Source organism: Bacillus sp. BF2-3 (genome assembly GCF_008368795.1).
GTDB lineage: Bacteria > Bacillota > Bacilli > Bacillales > Bacillaceae_G > Bacillus_A > Bacillus_A cereus.
This window is the reverse complement of sequence record NZ_QOSA01000017.1, coordinates 89573-110220: the sequence shown is the minus strand read 5'-3', so window position 1 is coordinate 110220 and position 20648 is coordinate 89573. Positions and strand designations below refer to the sequence as shown.

Here is a 20648-nt window from a genome sequence, read left to right as displayed (position 1 = left end):
ATTTATTTAGAGAATAACGTTTTAATTTTATTACGAGTAAGTAATAAAATCCCGCCTAATACAGATAGCATTCCTAGAGCCATATTGTTTGATTGCTCGCTACCAGCGTTAGGAAGTTCTTTAGCGTTATTGTTTTTAGTACCATTATCTGCTTGCGTTTGTTTAGACTGTGATACTTCATTAATCTTGTTATCAACATTTTGCTTCGTTGTATGTAACTCAGCTAATTTGTCGTCAATTTTTTTCTCAGTATGCTTAAAGTCGTTGATTTTAATATCTAAGTCTTGTTTTTTCTTTGTTAAATCGTCTGAAACAGTTTGTTTCGATTGTTTAATTTCGTTAATTTTATTTAGTAAATCTTCTCTAGCCTTTTGTAATTCAGCTAGTTTGTTTTTTACATCTTGTTTAGCTAGTTCTAAGTTAGCGGAAAGACTGTCTAAATTGCCTTTAATTTTCTTAAGTTCCTCTAACGTGTTACCAGTATTTGGCTTGTTTTCTTTTAGTTCAGCTAGTTTGTCTTCAGCAGTTTGTTTCGCTTTCTTTAACTCAGCTAATTTTTCATCTACTTGTTTTTTAACTTCCTTAAGTTCATTAACCTTTTGATCAATGTTCTCTTTATGTTGCTTCATTTCATTCACTTTTTCATCGACAGTTTGTTTATGTTCTTTAATCTCATTCACTTTGTTATCGATATTTTGTTTATGCTCTTTTACTTCAGCAACTTTATCTTCTACTTGTTTTTTATGCTCTTTAATTTCAGCGATTTTATCTTCGGCGATTTGTTTGTCTTGCTGAAGTTTTGCATCTAACTCTTGTTTATGTTGTTTAATCTCGTTAATTTTTTCATCAGCAACTTGTTTACGTTCATGTAGTTCATTCACCTTCGTATCAACATTTTCCTTAACTTTGTTAAGTTCATTTAATGTTTGATCCACGTTTTCTTTGTGTTGCTGTAATTTCGCATCTAACTCTTGTTTATGTTGCTTAATTTCAGCTAATCGATCTCCCGTACTTTGCTGAGGAGTAGCATCATTTACTTCCGCATGAGTAGAGTTCGCGCCAGCAATCATTGCTAAAGCTAGTGTAGACGCAGCAATTGTTTGTTTTGTTTTCATATTTTTGTACCTCTTTTCTTTCATATGCATGAGCTGTTTTGTGTAAAATTGAGCATATAGAAGTAGATTCTTCCATCATTATATACCATCTGTGCCGCCTAGAGGAAGTATTTACATAATAATCTATGATTATGTAATTTTTATAATCTCTTATTTGGGGTAGGGGAGTACTCTTTAGCAAATGTAGTTTTTCCAACTGTAATGATAACTAATCTTTTCATGACGCCCTCCATTTGTGTTGTTATAAACTGGAATATTCGGTGTAGATCGAAGTCTTCCTGCTAGAGATTACAAAAATTGTTGGAGCGTAGCAGGCTGGAAACTTGACAAAAAAACTTATTTATGCTATAATTTACCAATATAAAAATAAGGTGTATAATAGGGTTCTCCTGGCCAGGGGAACCCTATTTTTGTTGTGAAAATGAAGGAGAGTGTATGTGCGTGAAACAAGGTGAAGCAAGTGTAACGTCGTTAGTATCAGCTTTCAGCAGGGCATATCATAGTGAATTTGATAATCCGAAAATCTTTGATGATTATGTAGCTAAAGAGTTCATTTCGCCAAAAGAACGAATTAATATTGAAACGAATATGGTTCAAGGAATACATTTCTTCAATACAGACATTGCACAGCAGTTTCAAGATAATCCACAAGAAATATTAAAATGGATTACACAAGTGCAATTATCACCAACACCTTTAGCACGTGCGGCATATTGTGAAAGAGTATTACTACACGAGATTACGCTGGGAGCGAAACAATACGTCATACTCGGTGCAGGCTTAGATACGTTCAGTTTTAGACACCAAGAATTAGAAAATAAAATAGAAATATTTGAAGTGGATCATCCTTCTACGCAGGCGTTTAAGAAGGAAAGAATAAAAGAAACAGAACTTGAAGTTCCAAAAAACCTTCATTTTGTTTCAATGGATTTTACGAAAGGATTTTCCTATGAACAGTTACGCAATGAAGGATTTGAACATAAAAAGACTTTCTTTAGCCTTTTAGGTGTTACGTACTATTTAACGAAAGAGGAACTTGCTAGTTTAATAGAGTGCTTGTTTGAGATGGTTACAGAAGGGAGTTCTATCGTTTTCGATTATCCCGATGAAAATTTATTTACGGAAAAAGGGTTGTCTAACCGAGTTGAAAATATGGTAAAAATGGCTGCAATAGGCGGAGAACCGATGAAGTCATGTTATTCTTATCGCGAAATGGAAGCATTGTTAGAGAATTCAGGTTTACTCATTTATGAGCACTTATCACCAGAGGATATAAATACATTATATTTTGCCGGAAGAAATGATTATTTGAAAGCTTTCGAGACGGTATATTATGTGCATGCGGTGAAGAGGTAGATGATTTGTGGGCATGGAGAGGAATCTCTGTGTCTTTCTTTATAAAAAAGGAAATGAGATGTAGTGGTGGGAAATATATTTATATAATATGTATGAATTGATTTTTTGTAGAAACTAAAGGAAAGGGGAAATAGAAGATGTTGAAATTACAAGGGAAATACAATGAAGCAAAAGTGTTTACTACGAATGTAGAAAAAACTGCAGCAGGTCAAATTATTGATCTTTGTAACCAACAATTCGTAAAGGATAGCAAGATCCGTATTATGCCAGATACACATGCGGGCGCAGGTTGTACGATTGGGACAACAATGACAATTCAAGATAAGATTGTTCCTAATTTAGTCGGGGTTAACTAAGCGGCTCAGACTTTAAACTACTCACTCAATTGACTGGAAACCCTAACGATAAAAGGCGAGGGCAATCAGCAGCCAGTGGTTATGGTGACATAATCGAATGGTTCAGAGACTTGTACGATGTTAGCAGACTAAGGTACAGAATTATTCCTCATCCATTTTGAATTGAAGAGGAATAATTAATACGGTGAGCCTACAGTAGAGACTGCATATCTCGATGACTGTAGAGAAGGTATAGTCCACTCTTTCAGGAAACTGAGAGGTAAGTACGATATTGGTTGTGGCATGGAAGTTGTTATGATTAATAAGAAAAAAGAGGAAATCAACTTCGATCACTTAGACGAAACGATACGCAAATTTGTCCCAAGTGGTTTTCGTATTCGAGATAAGGAACATAGATTTTCAGAAATGATTGATTTTGATAGTGTAAGAGCCCCGTTTACATTGCAACGTGCTCAAAAAAGTATTGGTACGCTTGGAGGGGGCAATCATTTTGTCGAACTGAATGAGGATGATAAAGGAAATGTATACATTGTCATTCATAGTGGTTCGCGTAATTTAGGGAAACAGGTAGCAGAGTATTATCAAAACTTTGCTTACGAGCAACTTATAAACGTTAAATCTATTAAAGAAGAAATTATTGAACGTTTAACGAAAGAAGGTAGACAACAAGAAATACATGAAGCTTTACGTGGAATTAAGAAACCGGTGATTCGCAAAGAATTAGCTTATTTAGAAGGACAAGGATTTAAAGATTACATGAATGATATGAAAATTGCTCAAAAATATGCGGAGTTAAATCGTAAAGCAATGATTGATGAAATCGTCACTAAAATGGATTGGAAAGTAACAGATCAATTCACTACAATCCATAACTACATCGATATGGACAATATGATTCTAAGAAAAGGTGCTATTTCAGCTCAGAAAGATGAACGAGTAATCATTCCAATTAATATGAGAGACGGTTCTATCATTGCATTTGGTAAAGGAAATCCAGATTGGAACTTTTCTGGCCCTCATGGAGCAGGACGTATTATGAGCCGTAAGAAGGCGAAAGAAGTACTTAACTTAGAGGATTTTCAAAATACAATGACAGAGGTTTGGACTACATCTGTTGCAGAAAGTACTTTAGATGAAGCGCCAATGGTATATAAGCCAATGGAAGAAATTATTGAGAATACAAAAGAAACAATTGATATTAAACATATTATTAAGCCACTTTACAATTTTAAGGCAAATTAAAAGAGGAGTAATGTTTATTAAAGAAAGAGAACTTGAAAAGATAGCATATTTTGTGGCGGTTATATAACAGAGATTAAAAAGACAACATATTAAACTAAGAGATTCATCATATTCATTTACATTTATGTAATGTAAATGGCTAGAAAGCTAGATTGGCGTGAATCGCGAATTGTGGAGTGCAAAAAACAACAAAATCTCTTAAAAAACACTTAATTTTTTACTCCATCTATCTTTACAATCCCTCTTTATAATGTGAATTGGACAAGCACCTAAGAGAAAGCAGAACATGTCAGTTTGTACATTCTATTATTAGGGGGAGAATTTGTATGAAAAAGACAGTTGCTTCGTTAGCAGTTATGGCGGCATTATTACCGACGTTTTCAGTGCATGCGGAAGGGAAAGAGCAAGCCCGAAAATCAGCTACAACTTTTAATGTTATTAGTGATATTCAAGGTGATTTAGGGGATTTTGATCATGTGCTAAAAGATATGAACAAAGTGACGCCACTTTCTAGAGCGCTTATTATGAATGGGGATATAACGCCGACTGGACAACAGTCACAATATGATGATGTAAAGCGTGTGTTAAATAAAAATAAGCATCCAGAAAATGTATGGTCTACTGTTGGGAATCATGAGTTTTATGCTGGTAAATGGACAGCAGATGGAAAACTCTCTCAAAGTACATGGCCAAATGGTGTAAATGAGGAAACTTTATTTAACCGCTATCTGAAATTTAGTGGACAAGAAAAGGTATATCATAAAAAAGAATTAGACGGTTATCCGTTTCTATTTTTAGGAACGGAAAAATATATGAAATACCACGATTCAAAAATGTGGGACGAAGTATATATGAGTGATGAGCAATTAGGTTGGTTAAAACAAAATTTAGAAGAGTACAGTCAAAAAGATAAAAATAAGCCAATCTTTATTTTCTCTCATCACGTTTTACCTGATACAGTATCTGGATCAAGACAATCACCATATTTACAAGATTATTTAAACGTGGATAAATTGTACGATATATTAAAAGACTATCCGCAGGTCGTTTTCTTTACGAGTCATACGCATTGGGATTTAAACTTACCGGACTGGGCTGGTAAAAAGAAAATTGCAGGCGGAGATGAAAAAGGTTTCACTGTTGTAAATACGGGCGGGATTGAAACAGGCTGGATGTCAGCAGGACCGAATGGAGGAGAGAAAACTGCTCCAGATGGCTATTCATTTAAACAAGGGTTACAAGTGAAAGCATATGGTAACGATGTAATTGTGACAGCTTACGATTACAAACGTGATAAGGATATAAAGAAGTTATTAATTAGTGATTCAAAAATTGCGCAGATGGCACCAAATGTAATGGCAGATGATCGTAAAAATATAATTGTCGGTGCAAATGAATATATGGAGTATTCTATAGAAGGAACGAATGAGTGGCATACGTATAGTAAAGCAAACCCTCCGAAATTTGATGGAGATAAAACTGTATACGTACGCCATAAAGGTGAAATGAATTTAGAGCCGGGATTAACGCAGTTACTTCGTTTTTCGGTAAATAAGTGATTGGAGGGAGTCTGCATTTGAATGTGTGGGCTCTTTTTTTGTTGATGAGAAAGGGGTTGCCTGTCTGTCGTTTTTTGTCGATAGATCGATATATTAAGAAAATCGTTGATATACTGCAAGTTACGATCGATATATTTGAAAAATCGTTGATATATTGTAAGTAATGAACGATATATTTAAAAAATCGTTGATATAAATTTCATGTACCGTAATTAAGTTAAAATCATTAATACGGTTTTACTTATCAAAATGAAATTCTAATACATTTTTAACCGAGAAAGATGACTTCACCATTTTTACGTGTAATAATAGTAACGTTACATATATTGTGAAAGAAGTACAAAAGGAGCGTTACAATGAATTTAGCTAAATTCCCGAGAAAAAAATATACAGAATCATATACACCAATTGAAAAGTTAAACAATTTTTCTGAAGCACTTGGTGGCCCGACTATTTATTTTAAACGAGATGATTTACTTGGTTTAACAGCCGGTGGCAATAAGACGAGAAAGTTAGAATTTCTAGTTGCAGATGCACAGGAAAAGGGTGCAGATACATTAATTACAGCTGGTGGTATTCAGTCAAATCATTGCCGCCTGACACTTGCTGCTGCGGTAAAAGAAAAAATGAAATGTATTCTTGTATTAGAGGAAGGGCTTGAGCCAGAAGAGAAGAGAGACTTTAACGGAAACTATTTCTTATATCACTTATTAGGTGCTGAAAACGTCATTGTTGTACCGAACGGAGCAGACCTGATGGAAGAAATGCATAAAGTAGCAAAAGAAGTAAGTGAAAAAGGGAATACACCATATGTAATTCCAGTTGGTGGATCAAACCCTACGGGCGCTATGGGATACGTTGCTTGTGCGCAAGAAATTATGGCGCAATCATTTGAGCAAGGAATTGATTTCAGTTCAGTTGTTTGTGTAAGTGGTAGCGGCGGTATGCATGCTGGTTTAATTACTGGTTTTTCTGGAACACAAAGCCATATTCCTGTAATTGGAATTAACGTAAGTAGAGGAAAAGCTGAGCAAGAAGAGAAAGTAGCAAAACTTGTAGATGAAACTTCAGCACACGTTGGTATTCCAAACTTTATCTCGCGCGACGCTGTTACGTGCTTTGATGAATATGTAGGACCAGGCTATGCGTTACCAACGCCAGAAATGGTAGAGGCAGTTCAGTTACTTGCGAAAACAGAAGGTATTTTACTTGATCCAGTGTATACAGGTAAGGCAGTAGCGGGATTAATCGACTTAATTAGAAAAGGTAATTTTAATAAGGAAGACAATATTTTATTCTTACATTCAGGTGGTTCACCAGCTTTATATGCGAATACTTCTTTATTTGCGTAAGTGTAAAAAGCATTGGGTATCCAATGCTTTTTTTGTTATATACTCGAATTATCGGGGAGTAGGAGGATGATATGAACTCAAATTTAAAAGGGATTATATATACGGTACTCGGCATTTCTATTCTATTGATCTTATTTGTGGCTTATGGGGTGTATTCTTATTTTACATTTTAAAAGCGTGATGGAAGTGAACCATAATGTAATGTATGTTATAGTTTGATATGTTAATTAATTACAATACTTTCCACAAGGAGAATACATAATGAGAGCAAAGAAACTAGTAACGTTAGCAGTTCCATTTATGCTGTTAGTCGGATGCGAGGTAGGAGATAAAGATTCTACTCATAAGACTGAGCAAACTAGTAAAGCAATAACAATACTTTCCGAACAACAGTATCCGTACTACATATGTGAGCAAGTGGTAGAGTTCCAATTTAAGAAGGATGAACTATTACTAAACTTAGGAGAATCCTTAAAGGATAAAGAAAAAGCAAAAGCTGTTTTAAAAACATCAAACGAGATAGATAAAATTTTAGATAATATGGAACACATAAAAGTACCTGATACATACAAAGACATTCACAAATCCATACAAGAAGGGGTAACAGAGGTAAGAAAAGCAACGAAGTTAATTAAGGATGCTGGTAAAGAAGATAAACAGAAGATTCAAGAAGCTGCAATGAAAGGTACTGAATTTTTATCAGGTGTAGACGGAGAGCATTGGAAAAAAGCAGTTTATGAGTTATCACAGGAAAACAAAGATGCTTATAGTAAGGCACTTGATAAGAAAGTAAAGGAGTACTCAAAGTAAAACAGTAACTTGTAACAATACATATCCACCTAAAATTTCCGCGAATGCTATGCTAGGAAGTTAGGTGGGAGATTACTGTCCTTAAATGTGGCTGATTAAAGCTACAGCCACATTCTCCTGTTCTAATTAACTAAAAGAAGAACTTCCCCATCCCGATTAAACTACTGATCATTCCTATTCCACTCATGGTGCCTTTTCCTGCTGTAAGTAAGTTTCCAAGCAGTCCTAGCTGACCGTTACCTCCGTTATTTCCCCATCCTATTGGGGCCCACGGACCACCCCATCCTGGAGGGTTTCCAAAAACACCCGAGTTATTGGTATTGAAATGAAAAGGCTTGGCTGGCGGCGATAGTAAAGCTGCAAGATGACCTTGTGCGAACATCCCTGTATGATTGAATGGTTGCGCCCAGGGGAAGGGAGGTTTTTGAAAATTAAAACCTGCATGACCTGGTAATGGAGTCCAATTAGCAGGGTGACCTTGTGGTATTATCCCTGCATAATTAATTGGCTGCTGCCCCAAAGAGAAAGGAGGAGGTTGGGGATTGAACCCCGTATAATTGGCTGATGAATCCCAACTAACTGGATAAACTCGGTAACTCCAATTCTCAGGAAGCTTCAAATCATTCATTACCTCAGATTTAGTTATTTCGGGCTGTGAATATAATGAAATTTGGTTATTATATTGTTCCCCGTTTCCCTGTGACTTCAAATACCAATATTGGTGCATACGCTAATTCCCCTCACTTTAAAAATGTAATGTTAGACTTAGCCTATGTAATATTCCTTTTTTGGGATGGTTACATAACTAGATCTACAAGCCTGTATTTAAAGGAATGGGTGCGTGGTCTTGTTGATTTTTCTCACTGCCTGTAAAATTCCCATTGATTTAAAGTTTCAATTTATTTTAGAAGGGTATTTTCAGTTGCTTCTTTTTGTATTTCAGCCTAATTTAAATTCCGTTAACAAACGTTTTTATAAAGGTTTCATCAACAAAAAGATTTTAAAATGGTATGTTGAGCAAGTGGAATTGCTAAAAAGAGAATATCCATTCGAAGAGTTTGGCAAAATACTGCAAGGGTAATGTTTTCTTGTGCAAATATGTAAACGATTTAAACGAATCAATGAAATTTATAATGAAGGGGCAATTAAATATATGAGTGAAACATTACATAAAAGAAAACCACCATATTTAATGCTTGTAATCCTTTTTATTGGGGCATTTGTTTCATTTCTAAATAACTCCCTTTTAAATGTAGCCTTGCCATCAATAATGAAAGATTTAAACATTCAAGATTATTCAACGATCCAGTGGCTTTCTACAGGGTATATGCTTGTAAGTGGTATATTAATTCCGGCCTCAGCATTTTTAATAACGCGTTTTTCAAATAGGAGCCTATTTATTACATCTATGGTGATTTTTATTCTTGGTACTGCCTTAGCGGCTGTAGCACCGAATTTTGGTTTATTACTTACTGGTCGGATGGTTCAAGCGGCAGGCTCTTCAGTTATGGGACCTTTGTTAATGAATATTATGCTAGTAAGCTTTCCGAGAGAAAAAAGGGGAACAGCAATGGGGATTTTTGGACTAGTTATGATTACAGCTCCAGCAATTGGGCCGACACTATCAGGTTATATTGTAGAGTATTATGACTGGCGTTTGCTTTTTGAAATGATTTTACCGTTAGCAATCATTAGCTTACTGTTAGGGATTTGGAAATCTGAGAATGTCATGAAACAAAACAAAAATGCAAAACTTGATTATCTCTCATTACTATTATCTTCTGTCGGTTTTGGCGGTCTGTTATATGGATTCAGTTCTGCAAGCTCCGATGGCTGGACGAATAAAGTTGTCTTAACAGCCTTAATCATAGGCGCTATTGCCTTAATTGCTTTCATTATCCGTCAATTAAAAATGGATGAGCCGTTATTGGATTTACGTGTTTACAAGTACCCAATGTTTGCACTTGCGTCTGTAATTGCAATTGTTAACGCGGTGGCCATGTTTTCGGGTATGATTTTAACACCAGCTTATGTACAAAACGTCCGTGGCATTTCGCCGCTGAGCTCTGGGCTGATGATGCTTCCAGGTGCGGTAATAATGGGGATTATGTCACCAATTACAGGTAAACTATTTGATAAATATGGTCCTCGGATTCTTGGCATAGTAGGGCTTTCCATTACAGCTGTTTCAACTTATATGTTGGCAAATCTGCAAATTGACTCTAGTCACACACATATTATTCTTATTTATACACTGCGGATGTTTGGGATGGCGATGGTGATGATGCCACTTATGACAAATGGTCTTAATCAATTGCCAACTCGCCTAAATCCACACGGTACAGCTGTTAATAATACAGCTCAACAAGTGTCCGGTTCGATTGGTACTGCTATTCTTGTTACGATTATGAACTCTGTAACAAAAACAAAAGCTGAAAGTTTAATGTCTCATATAGATCCAACAACCTTCACAGAAACTACGAAGGCAATAGTAACTCAGAAGGCTTTATTATCCGGAATTCAATATTCATTCTATGTAGCGCTTGGCATGAATGTTGTTGCACTACTATTAGTTTTTTTCGTTAAACGTGTAGACACAAGTGCGGAAGCCGTCGAGAAGTTAAATCGGTAGAGAAGAATAAAACGTTAGATAATGATTCCTACAAGTTGTTTGCTGATTAGATAAACTATAAAGAAATACAAATTTTTGCTACTAAGGCGCCGGTATTTAAAATGGGAAAAGAACTGAAAGAAGCAGTGACATAATTATATAGTGAAAGAGGACCTGATGTTCATATCAGGTCCTCTTTCATTAGTAACACGGTATATTGCTTATTGTATTGGTTTAACTAAACCACTGATTTTTCAAATACTACAATCTTAAGCTCGTCAACTTCTCTATTTTGGGGTGTTTTAGAAGAAAATGAATCAAAATAATCATTTTTATGAACAAATACAAGAGATGAGATCCGTTTGCAATTTCTCATAAACATTACAAGTTTAGATTATCTTTTAATACCAACATTAAAAGGCTCCAACTATATTTATTCGCTTCATTTTAATTTAGTATTTTTCTACAAGTTATAAATCTAATTGCCAAGCTTATACGCAATATCATAATCATGAATAGTTAGGGAAAAGATAAAATAAGGTAATCAATTACATATCTTTATTTCATGCTTTTTTGAAAGGGTGTTTTAAATGGAAAAAAAAGTATCTGCCATTCCTCAGCCGAAAACATATGGACCGCTGGGTAATCTCCCATTAATCGATAAAGATAAACCGACCCTATCCTTTATCAAGATAGCGGAAGAGTATGGTCCCATTTTTCAAATTCAAACTTTAAGTGATACCATCATTGTCGTTTCTGGACATGAATTGGTAGCAGAAGTCTGTGACGAAACGCGGTTCGATAAAAGTATAGAGGGTGCTTTAGCAAAAGTTCGTGCCTTTGCTGGGGACGGATTATTTACTAGCGAGACTCACGAGCCTAACTGGAAAAAAGCTCATAATATTTTGATGCCTACATTCAGCCAACGGGCAATGAAAGATTACCATGCCATGATGGTCGATATTGCTGTACAACTCGTTCAAAAATGGGCACGGCTTAATCCGAATGAAAACGTAGATGTTCCGGAGGATATGACTCGTCTTACGTTAGATACAATTGGTCTATGTGGTTTTAATTACCGATTCAATAGCTTTTATCGTGAGACCCCTCATCCTTTTATTACTAGCATGACCCGTGCTCTAGATGAGGCGATGCACCAATTGCAGCGGCTGGATATAGAAGACAAACTTATGTGGAGAACGAAACGTCAATTTCAGCATGATATTCAATCTATGTTTTCTTTAGTAGATAATATTATTGCTGAACGTAAAAGTAGTGGAGATCAGGAAGAAAATGATTTACTTTCCCGTATGCTAAATGTGCCAGATCCGGAAACTGGTGAAAAATTAGATGATGAAAACATTCGTTTCCAAATTATTACTTTTTTAATAGCTGGACATGAGACAACAAGTGGATTGTTATCTTTTGCAATTTACTTCTTATTAAAGAATCCGGATAAATTGAAAAAAGCCTATGAAGAAGTAGACCGTGTTTTGACAGATCCTACTCCAACATACCAACAAGTTATGAAACTGAAGTATATACGGATGATTTTAAATGAATCGCTACGTCTATGGCCTACCGCTCCAGCATTCAGTCTCTATGCAAAAGAAGATACAGTGATTGGCGGGAAATACCCAATTAAGAAAGGAGAAGATCGTATTTCTGTTCTTATTCCACAGCTACATAGGGATAAAGATGCATGGGGAGACAATGTGGAAGAATTCCAACCTGAACGATTTGAAGAGCTGGATAAGGTTCCTCATCATGCTTATAAGCCATTTGGAAATGGCCAGAGAGCATGTATCGGTATGCAATTTGCACTTCATGAAGCCACTCTTGTAATGGGAATGCTTCTTCAACATTTTGAATTAATCGATTATCAAAACTATCAGCTGGACGTAAAACAAACATTAACGCTAAAGCCCGGTGATTTTAAGATTAGGATTCTACCCCGAAAACAAACTATTAGTCATCCTACTGTTCTTGCACCTACAGAGGACAAGCTGAAAAACGATGAAATTAAGCAACACGTCCAGAAGACACCTTCTATTATTGGGGCCGATAATCTTTCACTTCTTGTTCTGTATGGCTCGGATACAGGTGTAGCAGAAGGTATTGCAAGAGAATTAGCAGATACAGCTAGTTTAGAAGGAGTTCAAACGGAAGTGGTAGCTCTTAACGATCGAATTGGAAGTTTGCCAAAAGAAGGAGCGGTACTTATTGTGACTTCTTCTTATAATGGAAAACCGCCAAGTAATGCAGGGCAGTTTGTGCAATGGTTGGAGGAACTAAAACCAGATGAGCTAAAAGGGGTTCAATACGCAGTTTTTGGTTGTGGAGATCATAATTGGGCTAGTACCTACCAACGGATTCCAAGATACATTGATGAGCAAATGGCTCAAAAAGGAGCAACAAGATTTTCTAAACGCGGAGAAGCAGATGCAAGTGGTGATTTCGAGGAACAGCTTGAGCAATGGAAACAAAACATGTGGTCTGATGCGATGAAGGCATTTGGATTGGAGCTCAACAAAAATATGGAAAAAGAGCGCAGTACTTTGAGTCTGCAATTTGTCAGTCGTCTTGGAGGATCTCCTCTTGCACGAACATATGAAGCAGTTTATGCATCTATACTAGAAAATCGTGAACTCCAATCATCCAGCAGTGATAGAAGTACACGACATATCGAGGTATCTTTGCCAGAAGGCGCTACATATAAAGAAGGAGACCACCTTGGAGTGTTGCCAGTTAATAGCGAGAAAAATATCAACCGAATTTTAAAACGTTTTGGATTAAATGGGAAGGATCAAGTTATACTGAGTGCAAGTGGACGAAGTATAAATCACATACCTTTAGACAGTCCTGTTAGTTTATTGGACCTTCTTAGTTATAGTGTTGAAGTTCAAGAAGCTGCCACTCGAGCACAAATACGAGAAATGGTAACATTCACAGCATGTCCTCCTCATAAAAAAGAATTGGAAGCATTATTAGAAGAAGGAGTTTATCATGAACAAATATTAAAGAAACGGATTTCAATGTTGGACCTTCTTGAAAAGTATGAGGCTTGTGAAATCCGATTTGAACGCTTTTTAGAACTTCTCCCTGCGCTCAAACCGCGTTACTATTCTATTTCAAGCTCTCCACTCGTTGCACACAATCGTCTGAGCATTACGGTCGGTGTTGTTAATGCACCTGCATGGAGTGGGGAAGGGACATATGAAGGAGTCGCTTCTAATTACTTAGCTCAGCGTCATAATAAAGATGAGATTATCTGTTTCATTCGAACGCCACAATCAAACTTTGAATTACCTAAAGATCCAGAAACACCAATTATTATGGTTGGGCCAGGTACTGGAATTGCACCATTCCGTGGATTCTTGCAAGCGCGTCGTGTTCAAAAGCAAAAAGGTATGAACTTAGGACAAGCGCATCTATATTTTGGTTGTCGTCATCCTGAAAAAGATTATCTTTATCGTACAGAACTAGAAAATGATGAAAGAGATGGATTAATCTCTTTACACACAGCTTTTTCTCGTTTAGAGGGACATCCAAAAACATATGTACAGCATTTGATAAAACAAGATAGAATCAATTTAATTTCGTTATTAGATAATGGAGCTCATCTTTATATATGTGGTGATGGAAGTAAAATGGCTCCGGATGTAGAAGATACCCTTTGTCAAGCATATCAAGAAATTCATGAAGTCAGTGAACAAGAAGCAAGAAATTGGTTGAATCGTGTGCAAGATGAAGGGCGATATGGAAAAGATGTTTGGGCTGGTATATGAATGTTTCTTAATTAGATACATATTAACTAATGAACTTCTTTTGAATAAATTTCACTTTATTAGTATAGTGTATTTAGATGAATAGTGATTAACCAGATTATTTAGTATCTACTAAATAAAAAACAGGACCTGATAACATCTATCAGGTCCTGTTTCACATAGACATTATACATCGATATTTTCCACACATTATCAATGTTTGTAATGTAGTTAGCCTTTTGAGTCAGCTATAAAATCAGATATTATTTTTTCGATATCGAAAGGAGTAATCCCTTTATTCAAAGAGAAAATAGTTTCTGCTTCTTCGATGTCTTGAACGAGTTCACCTCTAGCTTCAATATGTAATCGGAACAAGTCATATAAATTTGGTTTAACTAAATTAGTTAAAGCCTTTCCAACTAGTATCATACCTTTTTGATTAGCCTCGATGGTATTATCATAAGTTAGATCTCTTGTAAGAGACAAATCTGTCCAAATCAATTTTCGTTCCTTTAAGTCTAAAATAACTGGAATAGAGATTTGGGTGTCGGCAGTAATATCCACTTTATCTTGAACAGTAGAAGGTTCAAATATTTCACCTGAACCAGGATATTGACGAACCATCCAACCAGTAAAGCATTCTGGTAAATCTTTATATGGTTGGTCTGTGTAAGAAAGCAAAGTCATAACTACATAGCGTCCACCATATTTCAGCACAGACGGAATATCGAAATCAATGAATTCAGATGCCCCCTTTGGTGCAGAAGTAATATCTCCGCTATGGTAGGCTTTGAAATTTTTTGAACGTAAGTTCGTGAAGGATACATGTTCTTTGTATTGCCAATCTTCGTCGTACATTGCAGCAGACAAATCAATGTCAACACGTCCTGTATGTTGTCCATTCACATAGCCTTCTTTCCACCATAGGAAAAAACGAATCGTATCTCCTTCTGGCAAATCTACTTTACTTCCTCGAGATAATGTGCGAAGCGCTTTGCTGGCTGAACGTTGAGAGAAGGGAACTAAGTGATTTTTTAACTGTTCATCCAAAAATACTTTTCCGAGACTTGGAAGTTCTGCGAAGCGATTTTTTAAAGTATCTTCACACATTTTTACAATCATTAAACAAATATCCTCTGAGATAAATGGAAGTGTATTTTCAATACCTATAGCTTTTGCTACATTTCCCTTTGGAAAAAAGGTGCGAAATTCATTTTTATCATTTCGATGCTTAAAATGAGCCGTGAGTTGAAGTAATACAGGAGTAGAAACATTTCCTATTATACTTAGAAACTCTTCGAGAATATTGAAAACATCTGTTGATGTATCACTACATAAACGGATTAAATGATCCAAGCGTCTGGCAAATTCCCCCGGGCGAGTTTTTAAAAGATTTTTCGCTGTCATGATATCACGATTCAACAAAGCTGCTTCTATTTTTCCATTAAATGTTTCAACTTTAATGTTGTTGCGAAGAATCTCAAATGCTCGGTGGGTTTTTGGGAAACGAGTATGATATTCTGCTGGATGAAGAATTTCACCTAAACGAATCCAACGTTTTTTGTATCGAATCATATCTTCGGTAATGTTTCCGCATTGCTCTAACAATCCTAAAAGGAAGCGTCTTTCTACTCGGTTAAACTTCTTGAATCGAACGGAGGATGCTAAACTCACATCACCTTCAGATAAAGCAACTGCAAGGCGAAGAACATCAGTTGCTGTTTTAAAATACTTTGCAGCAGCATCGGCTGATATTTTTCTGTTTATTAATAAAACCCCAATTATAAAAGACATATTTTCCTTATGAGGAATTACATTAGGTAGAAAACATGAAACATCTTCAGTGTGTGTAATAGCCCATTCTACATCTGTCTTATCAGTTGAGGAAATAGAGCTGTTTGCACGAATCAATTGAGAAATCATTTGATTAAAATCTTCTTCACTTCCTAAGTCAATAACTTTCAAATCAACGCTATCTAAAAGAGGAAGTCGTTCTTCTACTTTTGATACAGGTAGGCACAACGTCACATAATGAATAACGGCATTGATGTATAAATCAGCGTCACTTAAATCCATCATTTGTTGCGGAAAGTTTGGATACATAGGAGTAAACTGAATATGTGCACCAACCATTTCTTTTAAATGTTTTACCAACTCTTTGTAAAACGATGTGAATGCATCAACCGAAAGTGTTTGCAACTCTTCTATTAAAGGCTCGGAAAAAGTAAATCCTAAACTTTCCAAGTTTTTTAAAACAGTGGCTAAATAAATGTTCGGTAGTTTATTTTCTTCTCTTTTTATAATTACTTTCAAACTTCTTCTTATGTAAATAGAATTTTTCATGAGAACGCCAGCTATTCACTCCTTATAAAAGAGGGGAATAGTCTGACTGTCCTCCTTTCAGTGGTAGATTTTTATTTTTACATGCATAAACACACTAATTGTAGAGAAATGCACTGAGGGTATAAAGCTATTTTTTAGTGAAAAATTAGGGGTATAACATTTAGGTGTTAAGTGGTAATTTGTTAATTAAGAAAAGAAAACCTCTACATCAATGGTTGATAAACTAAAGTTTATTCAGGACCAAAGAAGAAAGAGGTTTTATAGTCTAATTATTTTCATAGGAAATTGACAACTCTAAAACAATTTGAAATTTCTACAAAGAAGGAAGAATTGTCATAGCCTATGTGTTTAGCAGGAAAGTAACATCCCTATTTCGCCAAAGAAGTTAGAAGGAAGGAACGTCATAGCCTGCTTTATTAGTATATTCTCTTGCGAAGAGCAATTCAAGTATACTGTCTGATTTTTTATATTTTTCTTAAAGGGGAATTTTCATGTTTATCCCGCGTTAACGGGCAGCCAGATTGGTGAGGGTGATTAAAGTTTCATTTTATAAATAGGGGGAACATCACATGCTCTTTTTATAATACTATTAAGGGAGGATTTTTATTTTTGATATATTATACCATTTATTTAATGGTATAATATGGTATGTGTTCTATGGAATGGAGTTGAATGAGTATTATAAATACAAAAGGTGAAATTAAAAAAACAAAAAGAAAAGTATTACTAACTATACTTACTATGTTAGTAATTATAATTGGATTTGGATATTGGAAACTTTTTAGTTTGCAAGGCGTTCCAAAAGGGGAATTAATTCGAACAGTGAAATCTCCAGATGGAAAATATCTCATCAAGACTTATTTTCATAATGCAGGATCATTAAGTGCGGATGCTGTTAGGGGTGAATTAGTTAACCTTGATACAGATTCAGAGAAAAATATATATTGGAATTATCCAGATACCGATCCATATATTGAATGGGTAAATAAGAATATTGTTAGAATTGGAGATCAAACTTTAGATATTTCACAGAAAGAAACCTATGATTGGCGTGATGATGATAAGCACGTTAAAGAAATGCCTAAACAGTTTAGTAGATAAAACAAGAAAATTTAAATGTATTTAATCTTATTCGTTTAACTATAGATAGGATTATATGAGTGAAAAAGTCCATTTAGATCTTCTAAATGGACTTTTTTAGGTTTCTAGATACGACTACTGATAAAAACGGAACAAACTTGTTACTTAGGTTGTCTATTAAGTATACGTATAAAACAGGTGTTCATGATAGTTTGCTTATTTTATCCCGCTATTTGCCCGTAAAAGTCCGACTGATGAGGGCTGATTAAAGTTTCACTTTATCTTTTACTGTACCTTGTAACTACATTTTACCTTGCTGTAAAGAAACAAAAAACGTTTTTTTATTCAATAATTCCAATTTCTAGAGCCTTTTGCACAGCTTCTTCTTTGTTGCGGACTCCTAGCTTTGTATAAGCTGTGGAAGCATAATTTCTGACCGTACCATTCGATAAATATAACCTTGATGCTATGGTAGTGTATCGAAGTCCCTTGGCTACTAGTTGCAATATTTCTATCTCCCTAGCTGTTAGCTCATAAGCGGTTGCTTTTGATTGTGGTGTCTCTTTTTGCGCATCAAACTTTTCAAATATTTTGTGAGACATTCCCTGATCAATCAGTGTCCCACCTTTGTGAATAAGTCGGATTGTATTAGCTAGCTCCAATGTTTCAATAGATTTGAGTAAAAAACCATCCGCACCGTTGCGAAGCGATTCCAACGCCTGTTCGGTATCCTGAAAAGTGGTAAAAATCAATATGCGGATATGTGGCCATTGTTGCTTAATCTTTTTGGTTGCTTCGACTCCATCCATGTGTTGCATATCTAAATCCATAAGTATAACATGAGGTTGAAGGCGCCCACACAAATCGATGGCTTCATTGCCATCCTCGGCCAAACCGACTACATTTAAATCTTCATATCTATCGAGTAGTGTCCTCAAACTTTCCCGAACAAATGGCTGGTCGTCTACAATTAACAAACGAATAAGTCCATCTTTTATTTCAGTTTGTCGCGGTATGGTACATGTAACAAGCATTCCTTCATCTGGCTTTGTATATACAGACAATTGACCTTGCAAATTCATTGCTCGTTCTTTCATCGCATTCATACCGAAGCCTTCTTGCCATTCTACATTTCCTTTTCCATTATCTTGAACTTCTAATCTCGTATATTGTTGTTCAAACTGCAATGAAACTATAATTTCAGTTCCCTGACCATGACGTACTGCATTCGTAAGGGACTCTTGTAAGCAACGAATGAACGCTATCTTCGCTTGCCGAGACAATTCATATTCCTCTCCGTATGCCCGAAAACTTACATTAACCAGAGCGTGCTCCTGAAATTCGGCTCCAAGATTTTGGAGAGATTGAATTAAGGAAGGCGATTGACAAGGAGACTCCATTTGATGTAGGTAACCTCTCACGTCCTCGATGCTTTTACGTCCCATTTCAAGCAGAGAATCTAGCCTCTGTATACCCATTTCAGTAGCAAGTTCGGTGCGCAACGTTTCCATCCCCATAATAATAGAAGTATAAGCGTGACCAACTGTATCATGAAGCTCACTCGACAGTCTGTTTCGTTCTTCCGCCAGTGTAATGCGTTCAATCTGAGACATATATTGCTCAAGTACCGCGTTTTGTTTACGAATTGATTCATTTTGTTTATGATTGACGATTAATAAATGAAAAGCGAAGCCCATTACATATGCGAATCCATAATAGGTGACCATAATCCAATAGCTATTACTTGGCGCAACCGCATAGAAAATTCCAGTTGTTATAAAAACCGTTATTGGAGCTGTCCAATAATAGGACAAATGCTTACTATTCGCAGCAATTAGAAACACCGATATAAGAAATGTGTTGTAAGCTTCTGGAAATAATAAGGTTAAATATATACATAGTCCACCATATAGCAGTATTTCTGTGAACAAATAATATTTATAATTGAATAGTAAGGCTACCCATGGAACAGAGAAGGCAATAATTTCCCAAAGAATAATAATCCAAAGTGGTAATGTTAAACCATCCTGAAAATTTAATGTAGCTAGAATGATAGACACACTAGTAAGTAGGCGTACCCCTAACATAATCCAATCATACCAAAACCAATACTTAACCATATCTAACAAGTCCTTTACCCCCTAAATAGCCTACCATTTTACTTCCTATATAATAATTTAAACCTTCCTGCCTTATTATACTTTTTAATTTAAAACTACGATACTACTCACAGACTGCAAACTTCTATTGATTTAGTTGCCGAATCATACTACGTGTATAGCCCCCAATTTTCTTTGTCAAACCATCGACTATTCTAATACTTATGGCGGTAAATACTATACCCATAAACATTACAAAGAGTGACTTGGCAAAAGTATCTATTTGTATAAATATAATATTCATATCGATGTATCGATACAGTAGTGGTGCCAACAGGAACATAAGTGGCATTACGTAAAAAATGATTGCACTAATGAGACTGAAAATGCCAATCGTAAATTTCTGCATTAGCCAATAGACAGCACACCAAGTGCGACGATCTGTTAGCACTAATTTCACCTGAGACCAGTTCGATGTATCCATTGTTATACTTCTATCGTAGGAGTCTGTTGAAATATCTGTATAAATTTTCGTCTGTATGCGCTCGAATTGGATAAAGGGTGTGGTAGTCTGTAGTACGCGCATAATTAATGGAATCCCAACAACAGTAAATGAAAGGGTTAAACTAAATAGCAGAGCTATTAGGTAAAAACAAAAATAAAACAATCCTGTACCGAAAGTTAGCAATAAAAAATAACCATTATGGATGAATCTTGATTTCATAAAGTTCATCGCTCCTATCTGTGTAATAACCGAATCATACTGCTTTTTTTGTCATTCTCACTAGTGTAAAAGTGTCATATGACAGTTCTAAATGATGTTAAAAAGGGGAGAGCAGCTTACTTCTGGTTAAAAAAGATGCTTTTATCCCGCTATTTACTGGGCAGTAAGACTCCCACCTCAAAATTCAGCGTTAGGTGGGGGGCGGGCTGCCGGTAAACGCACGATTGGTGAAGG

General features: G+C 35.8%; 14 protein-coding genes and 1 pseudogene. 10 read left to right on the top strand and 5 right to left on the bottom strand.

Features of this window, described 5'->3' with window-relative positions; all coding sequences use genetic code 11:
* Window positions 1-2 precede the first annotated feature (2 nt).
* Window positions 3-1115, bottom strand: coding sequence for an LPXTG cell wall anchor domain-containing protein (locus DN401_RS14140; protein WP_000851034.1), 1113 nt, complete (start codon window positions 1113-1115; stop codon window positions 3-5).
* A 435-nt stretch (window positions 1116-1550) separates the two neighbouring features.
* Between DN401_RS14140 and DN401_RS14135 the strand changes: the two genes are divergently transcribed.
* The 6 genes and pseudogenes from DN401_RS14135 to DN401_RS14110 all read left to right on the top strand — a co-directional run bounded on the left by DN401_RS14135 (window position 1551) and on the right by DN401_RS14110 (window position 7790).
* A complete protein-coding gene (locus tag DN401_RS14135; RefSeq protein ID WP_002204744.1) occupies window positions 1551-2471 on the top strand; it encodes a class I SAM-dependent methyltransferase in 921 nt (306 codons plus the stop codon).
* Window positions 2472-2608: 137 nt separating this feature from the next.
* A pseudogene (locus tag DN401_RS14130) lies at window positions 2609-2824 on the top strand (RtcB family protein); the annotation flags it as partial.
* Between the two features lie 285 nt (window positions 2825-3109).
* Window positions 3110-4069: an RtcB family protein gene (locus DN401_RS14125; protein ID WP_000454383.1), complete on the top strand. Its 960-nt coding sequence runs from the start codon at window positions 3110-3112 to the stop codon at window positions 4067-4069.
* Window positions 4070-4395: 326 nt separating this feature from the next.
* Window positions 4396-5628: a DUF4073 domain-containing protein gene (locus DN401_RS14120; RefSeq protein WP_000754287.1), complete on the top strand. Its 1233-nt coding sequence runs from the start codon at window positions 4396-4398 to the stop codon at window positions 5626-5628.
* 356 nt (window positions 5629-5984) lie between these two features.
* Window positions 5985-6980, top strand: a complete 996-nt coding sequence (gene cuyA, locus DN401_RS14115) for a D-cysteate sulfo-lyase (protein WP_149287767.1) — start codon at window positions 5985-5987, stop codon at window positions 6978-6980.
* Window positions 6981-7241: 261 nt separating this feature from the next.
* A complete protein-coding gene (locus DN401_RS14110; RefSeq protein WP_001201797.1) occupies window positions 7242-7790 on the top strand; it encodes a hypothetical protein in 549 nt (182 codons plus the stop codon).
* Window positions 7791-7920: 130 nt separating this feature from the next.
* Here the strand turns inward: DN401_RS14110 and DN401_RS14105 are convergent, their stop codons facing one another.
* Window positions 7921-8517 carry a hypothetical protein gene (locus DN401_RS14105; protein ID WP_000554420.1) on the bottom strand — a complete coding sequence of 199 codons (597 nt, stop codon included), beginning with the start codon at window positions 8515-8517 and terminating at the stop codon, window positions 7921-7923.
* A gap of 114 nt (window positions 8518-8631) precedes the next feature.
* Here DN401_RS14105 and DN401_RS14100 point away from each other — a divergent pair, with 114 nt between their 5' ends.
* The 3 genes from DN401_RS14100 (at window position 8632) to cypD (ending at window position 14189) form a co-directional block, all read left to right on the top strand.
* Window positions 8632-8871, top strand: a complete 240-nt coding sequence (locus DN401_RS14100) for a hypothetical protein (protein WP_000243463.1) — start codon at window positions 8632-8634, stop codon at window positions 8869-8871.
* Window positions 8872-8943: 72 nt separating this feature from the next.
* Entirely contained in the window at window positions 8944-10422 is a 1479-nt protein-coding gene (locus tag DN401_RS14095; protein WP_000005109.1) for a DHA2 family efflux MFS transporter permease subunit, read from the top strand.
* Between the two features lie 569 nt (window positions 10423-10991).
* A complete protein-coding gene (cypD, locus tag DN401_RS14090; protein WP_000412766.1) occupies window positions 10992-14189 on the top strand; it encodes a bifunctional P-450/NADPH--P450 reductase in 3198 nt (1065 codons plus the stop codon).
* Window positions 14190-14399: 210 nt separating this feature from the next.
* Here the strand turns inward: cypD and DN401_RS14085 are convergent, their stop codons facing one another.
* On the bottom strand, window positions 14400-16511 hold the full coding sequence (locus DN401_RS14085) for a TerD family protein (protein ID WP_149287766.1): 2112 nt from the start codon (window positions 16509-16511) through the stop codon (window positions 14400-14402).
* 672 nt (window positions 16512-17183) lie between these two features.
* Between DN401_RS14085 and DN401_RS14080 the strand changes: the two genes are divergently transcribed.
* The gene (locus DN401_RS14080) at window positions 17184-17612 is read left to right on the top strand and encodes a DUF5412 domain-containing protein (RefSeq protein WP_000022540.1); all 429 of its coding nucleotides are present in this window, start codon (window positions 17184-17186) and stop codon (window positions 17610-17612) included.
* 320 nt (window positions 17613-17932) lie between these two features.
* Here DN401_RS14080 and DN401_RS14075 read toward each other — a convergent pair whose 3' ends face one another.
* A complete protein-coding gene (locus tag DN401_RS14075) occupies window positions 17933-19720 on the bottom strand; it encodes a helix-turn-helix transcriptional regulator (protein ID WP_149287765.1) in 1788 nt (595 codons plus the stop codon).
* Window positions 19721-19835: 115 nt separating this feature from the next.
* Entirely contained in the window at window positions 19836-20414 is a 579-nt protein-coding gene (locus DN401_RS14070; protein ID WP_000842190.1) for a sensor domain-containing protein, read from the bottom strand.
* Window positions 20415-20648: the final 234 nt, after the last annotated feature.

What these genes read in the sequence shown, in the direction of transcription:
- cuyA (WP_149287767.1), top strand. Translation starts at nt 5,985, where the DNA reads ATGAATTTAGCTAAATTCCCGAGAAAAAAATATACAGAATCATATACA.
- DN401_RS14140 (WP_000851034.1), bottom strand. Translation starts at nt 1,115, where the DNA reads ATGAAAACAAAACAAACAATTGCTGCGTCTACACTAGCTTTAGCAATG.
- DN401_RS14095 (WP_000005109.1), top strand. Translation starts at nt 8,944, where the DNA reads ATGAGTGAAACATTACATAAAAGAAAACCACCATATTTAATGCTTGTA.
- DN401_RS14120 (WP_000754287.1), top strand. Translation starts at nt 4,396, where the DNA reads ATGAAAAAGACAGTTGCTTCGTTAGCAGTTATGGCGGCATTATTACCG.
- DN401_RS14085 (WP_149287766.1), bottom strand. Translation starts at nt 16,511, where the DNA reads ATGAAAAATTCTATTTACATAAGAAGAAGTTTGAAAGTAATTATAAAA.
- DN401_RS14070 (WP_000842190.1), bottom strand. Translation starts at nt 20,414, where the DNA reads ATGAAATCAAGATTCATCCATAATGGTTATTTTTTATTGCTAACTTTC.
- DN401_RS14105 (WP_000554420.1), bottom strand. Translation starts at nt 8,517, where the DNA reads ATGCACCAATATTGGTATTTGAAGTCACAGGGAAACGGGGAACAATAT.
- DN401_RS14125 (WP_000454383.1), top strand. Translation starts at nt 3,110, where the DNA reads ATGGAAGTTGTTATGATTAATAAGAAAAAAGAGGAAATCAACTTCGAT.
- DN401_RS14110 (WP_001201797.1), top strand. Translation starts at nt 7,242, where the DNA reads ATGAGAGCAAAGAAACTAGTAACGTTAGCAGTTCCATTTATGCTGTTA.
- DN401_RS14080 (WP_000022540.1), top strand. Translation starts at nt 17,184, where the DNA reads ATGAGTATTATAAATACAAAAGGTGAAATTAAAAAAACAAAAAGAAAA.
- DN401_RS14135 (WP_002204744.1), top strand. Translation starts at nt 1,551, where the DNA reads ATGTGCGTGAAACAAGGTGAAGCAAGTGTAACGTCGTTAGTATCAGCT.
- cypD (WP_000412766.1), top strand. Translation starts at nt 10,992, where the DNA reads ATGGAAAAAAAAGTATCTGCCATTCCTCAGCCGAAAACATATGGACCG.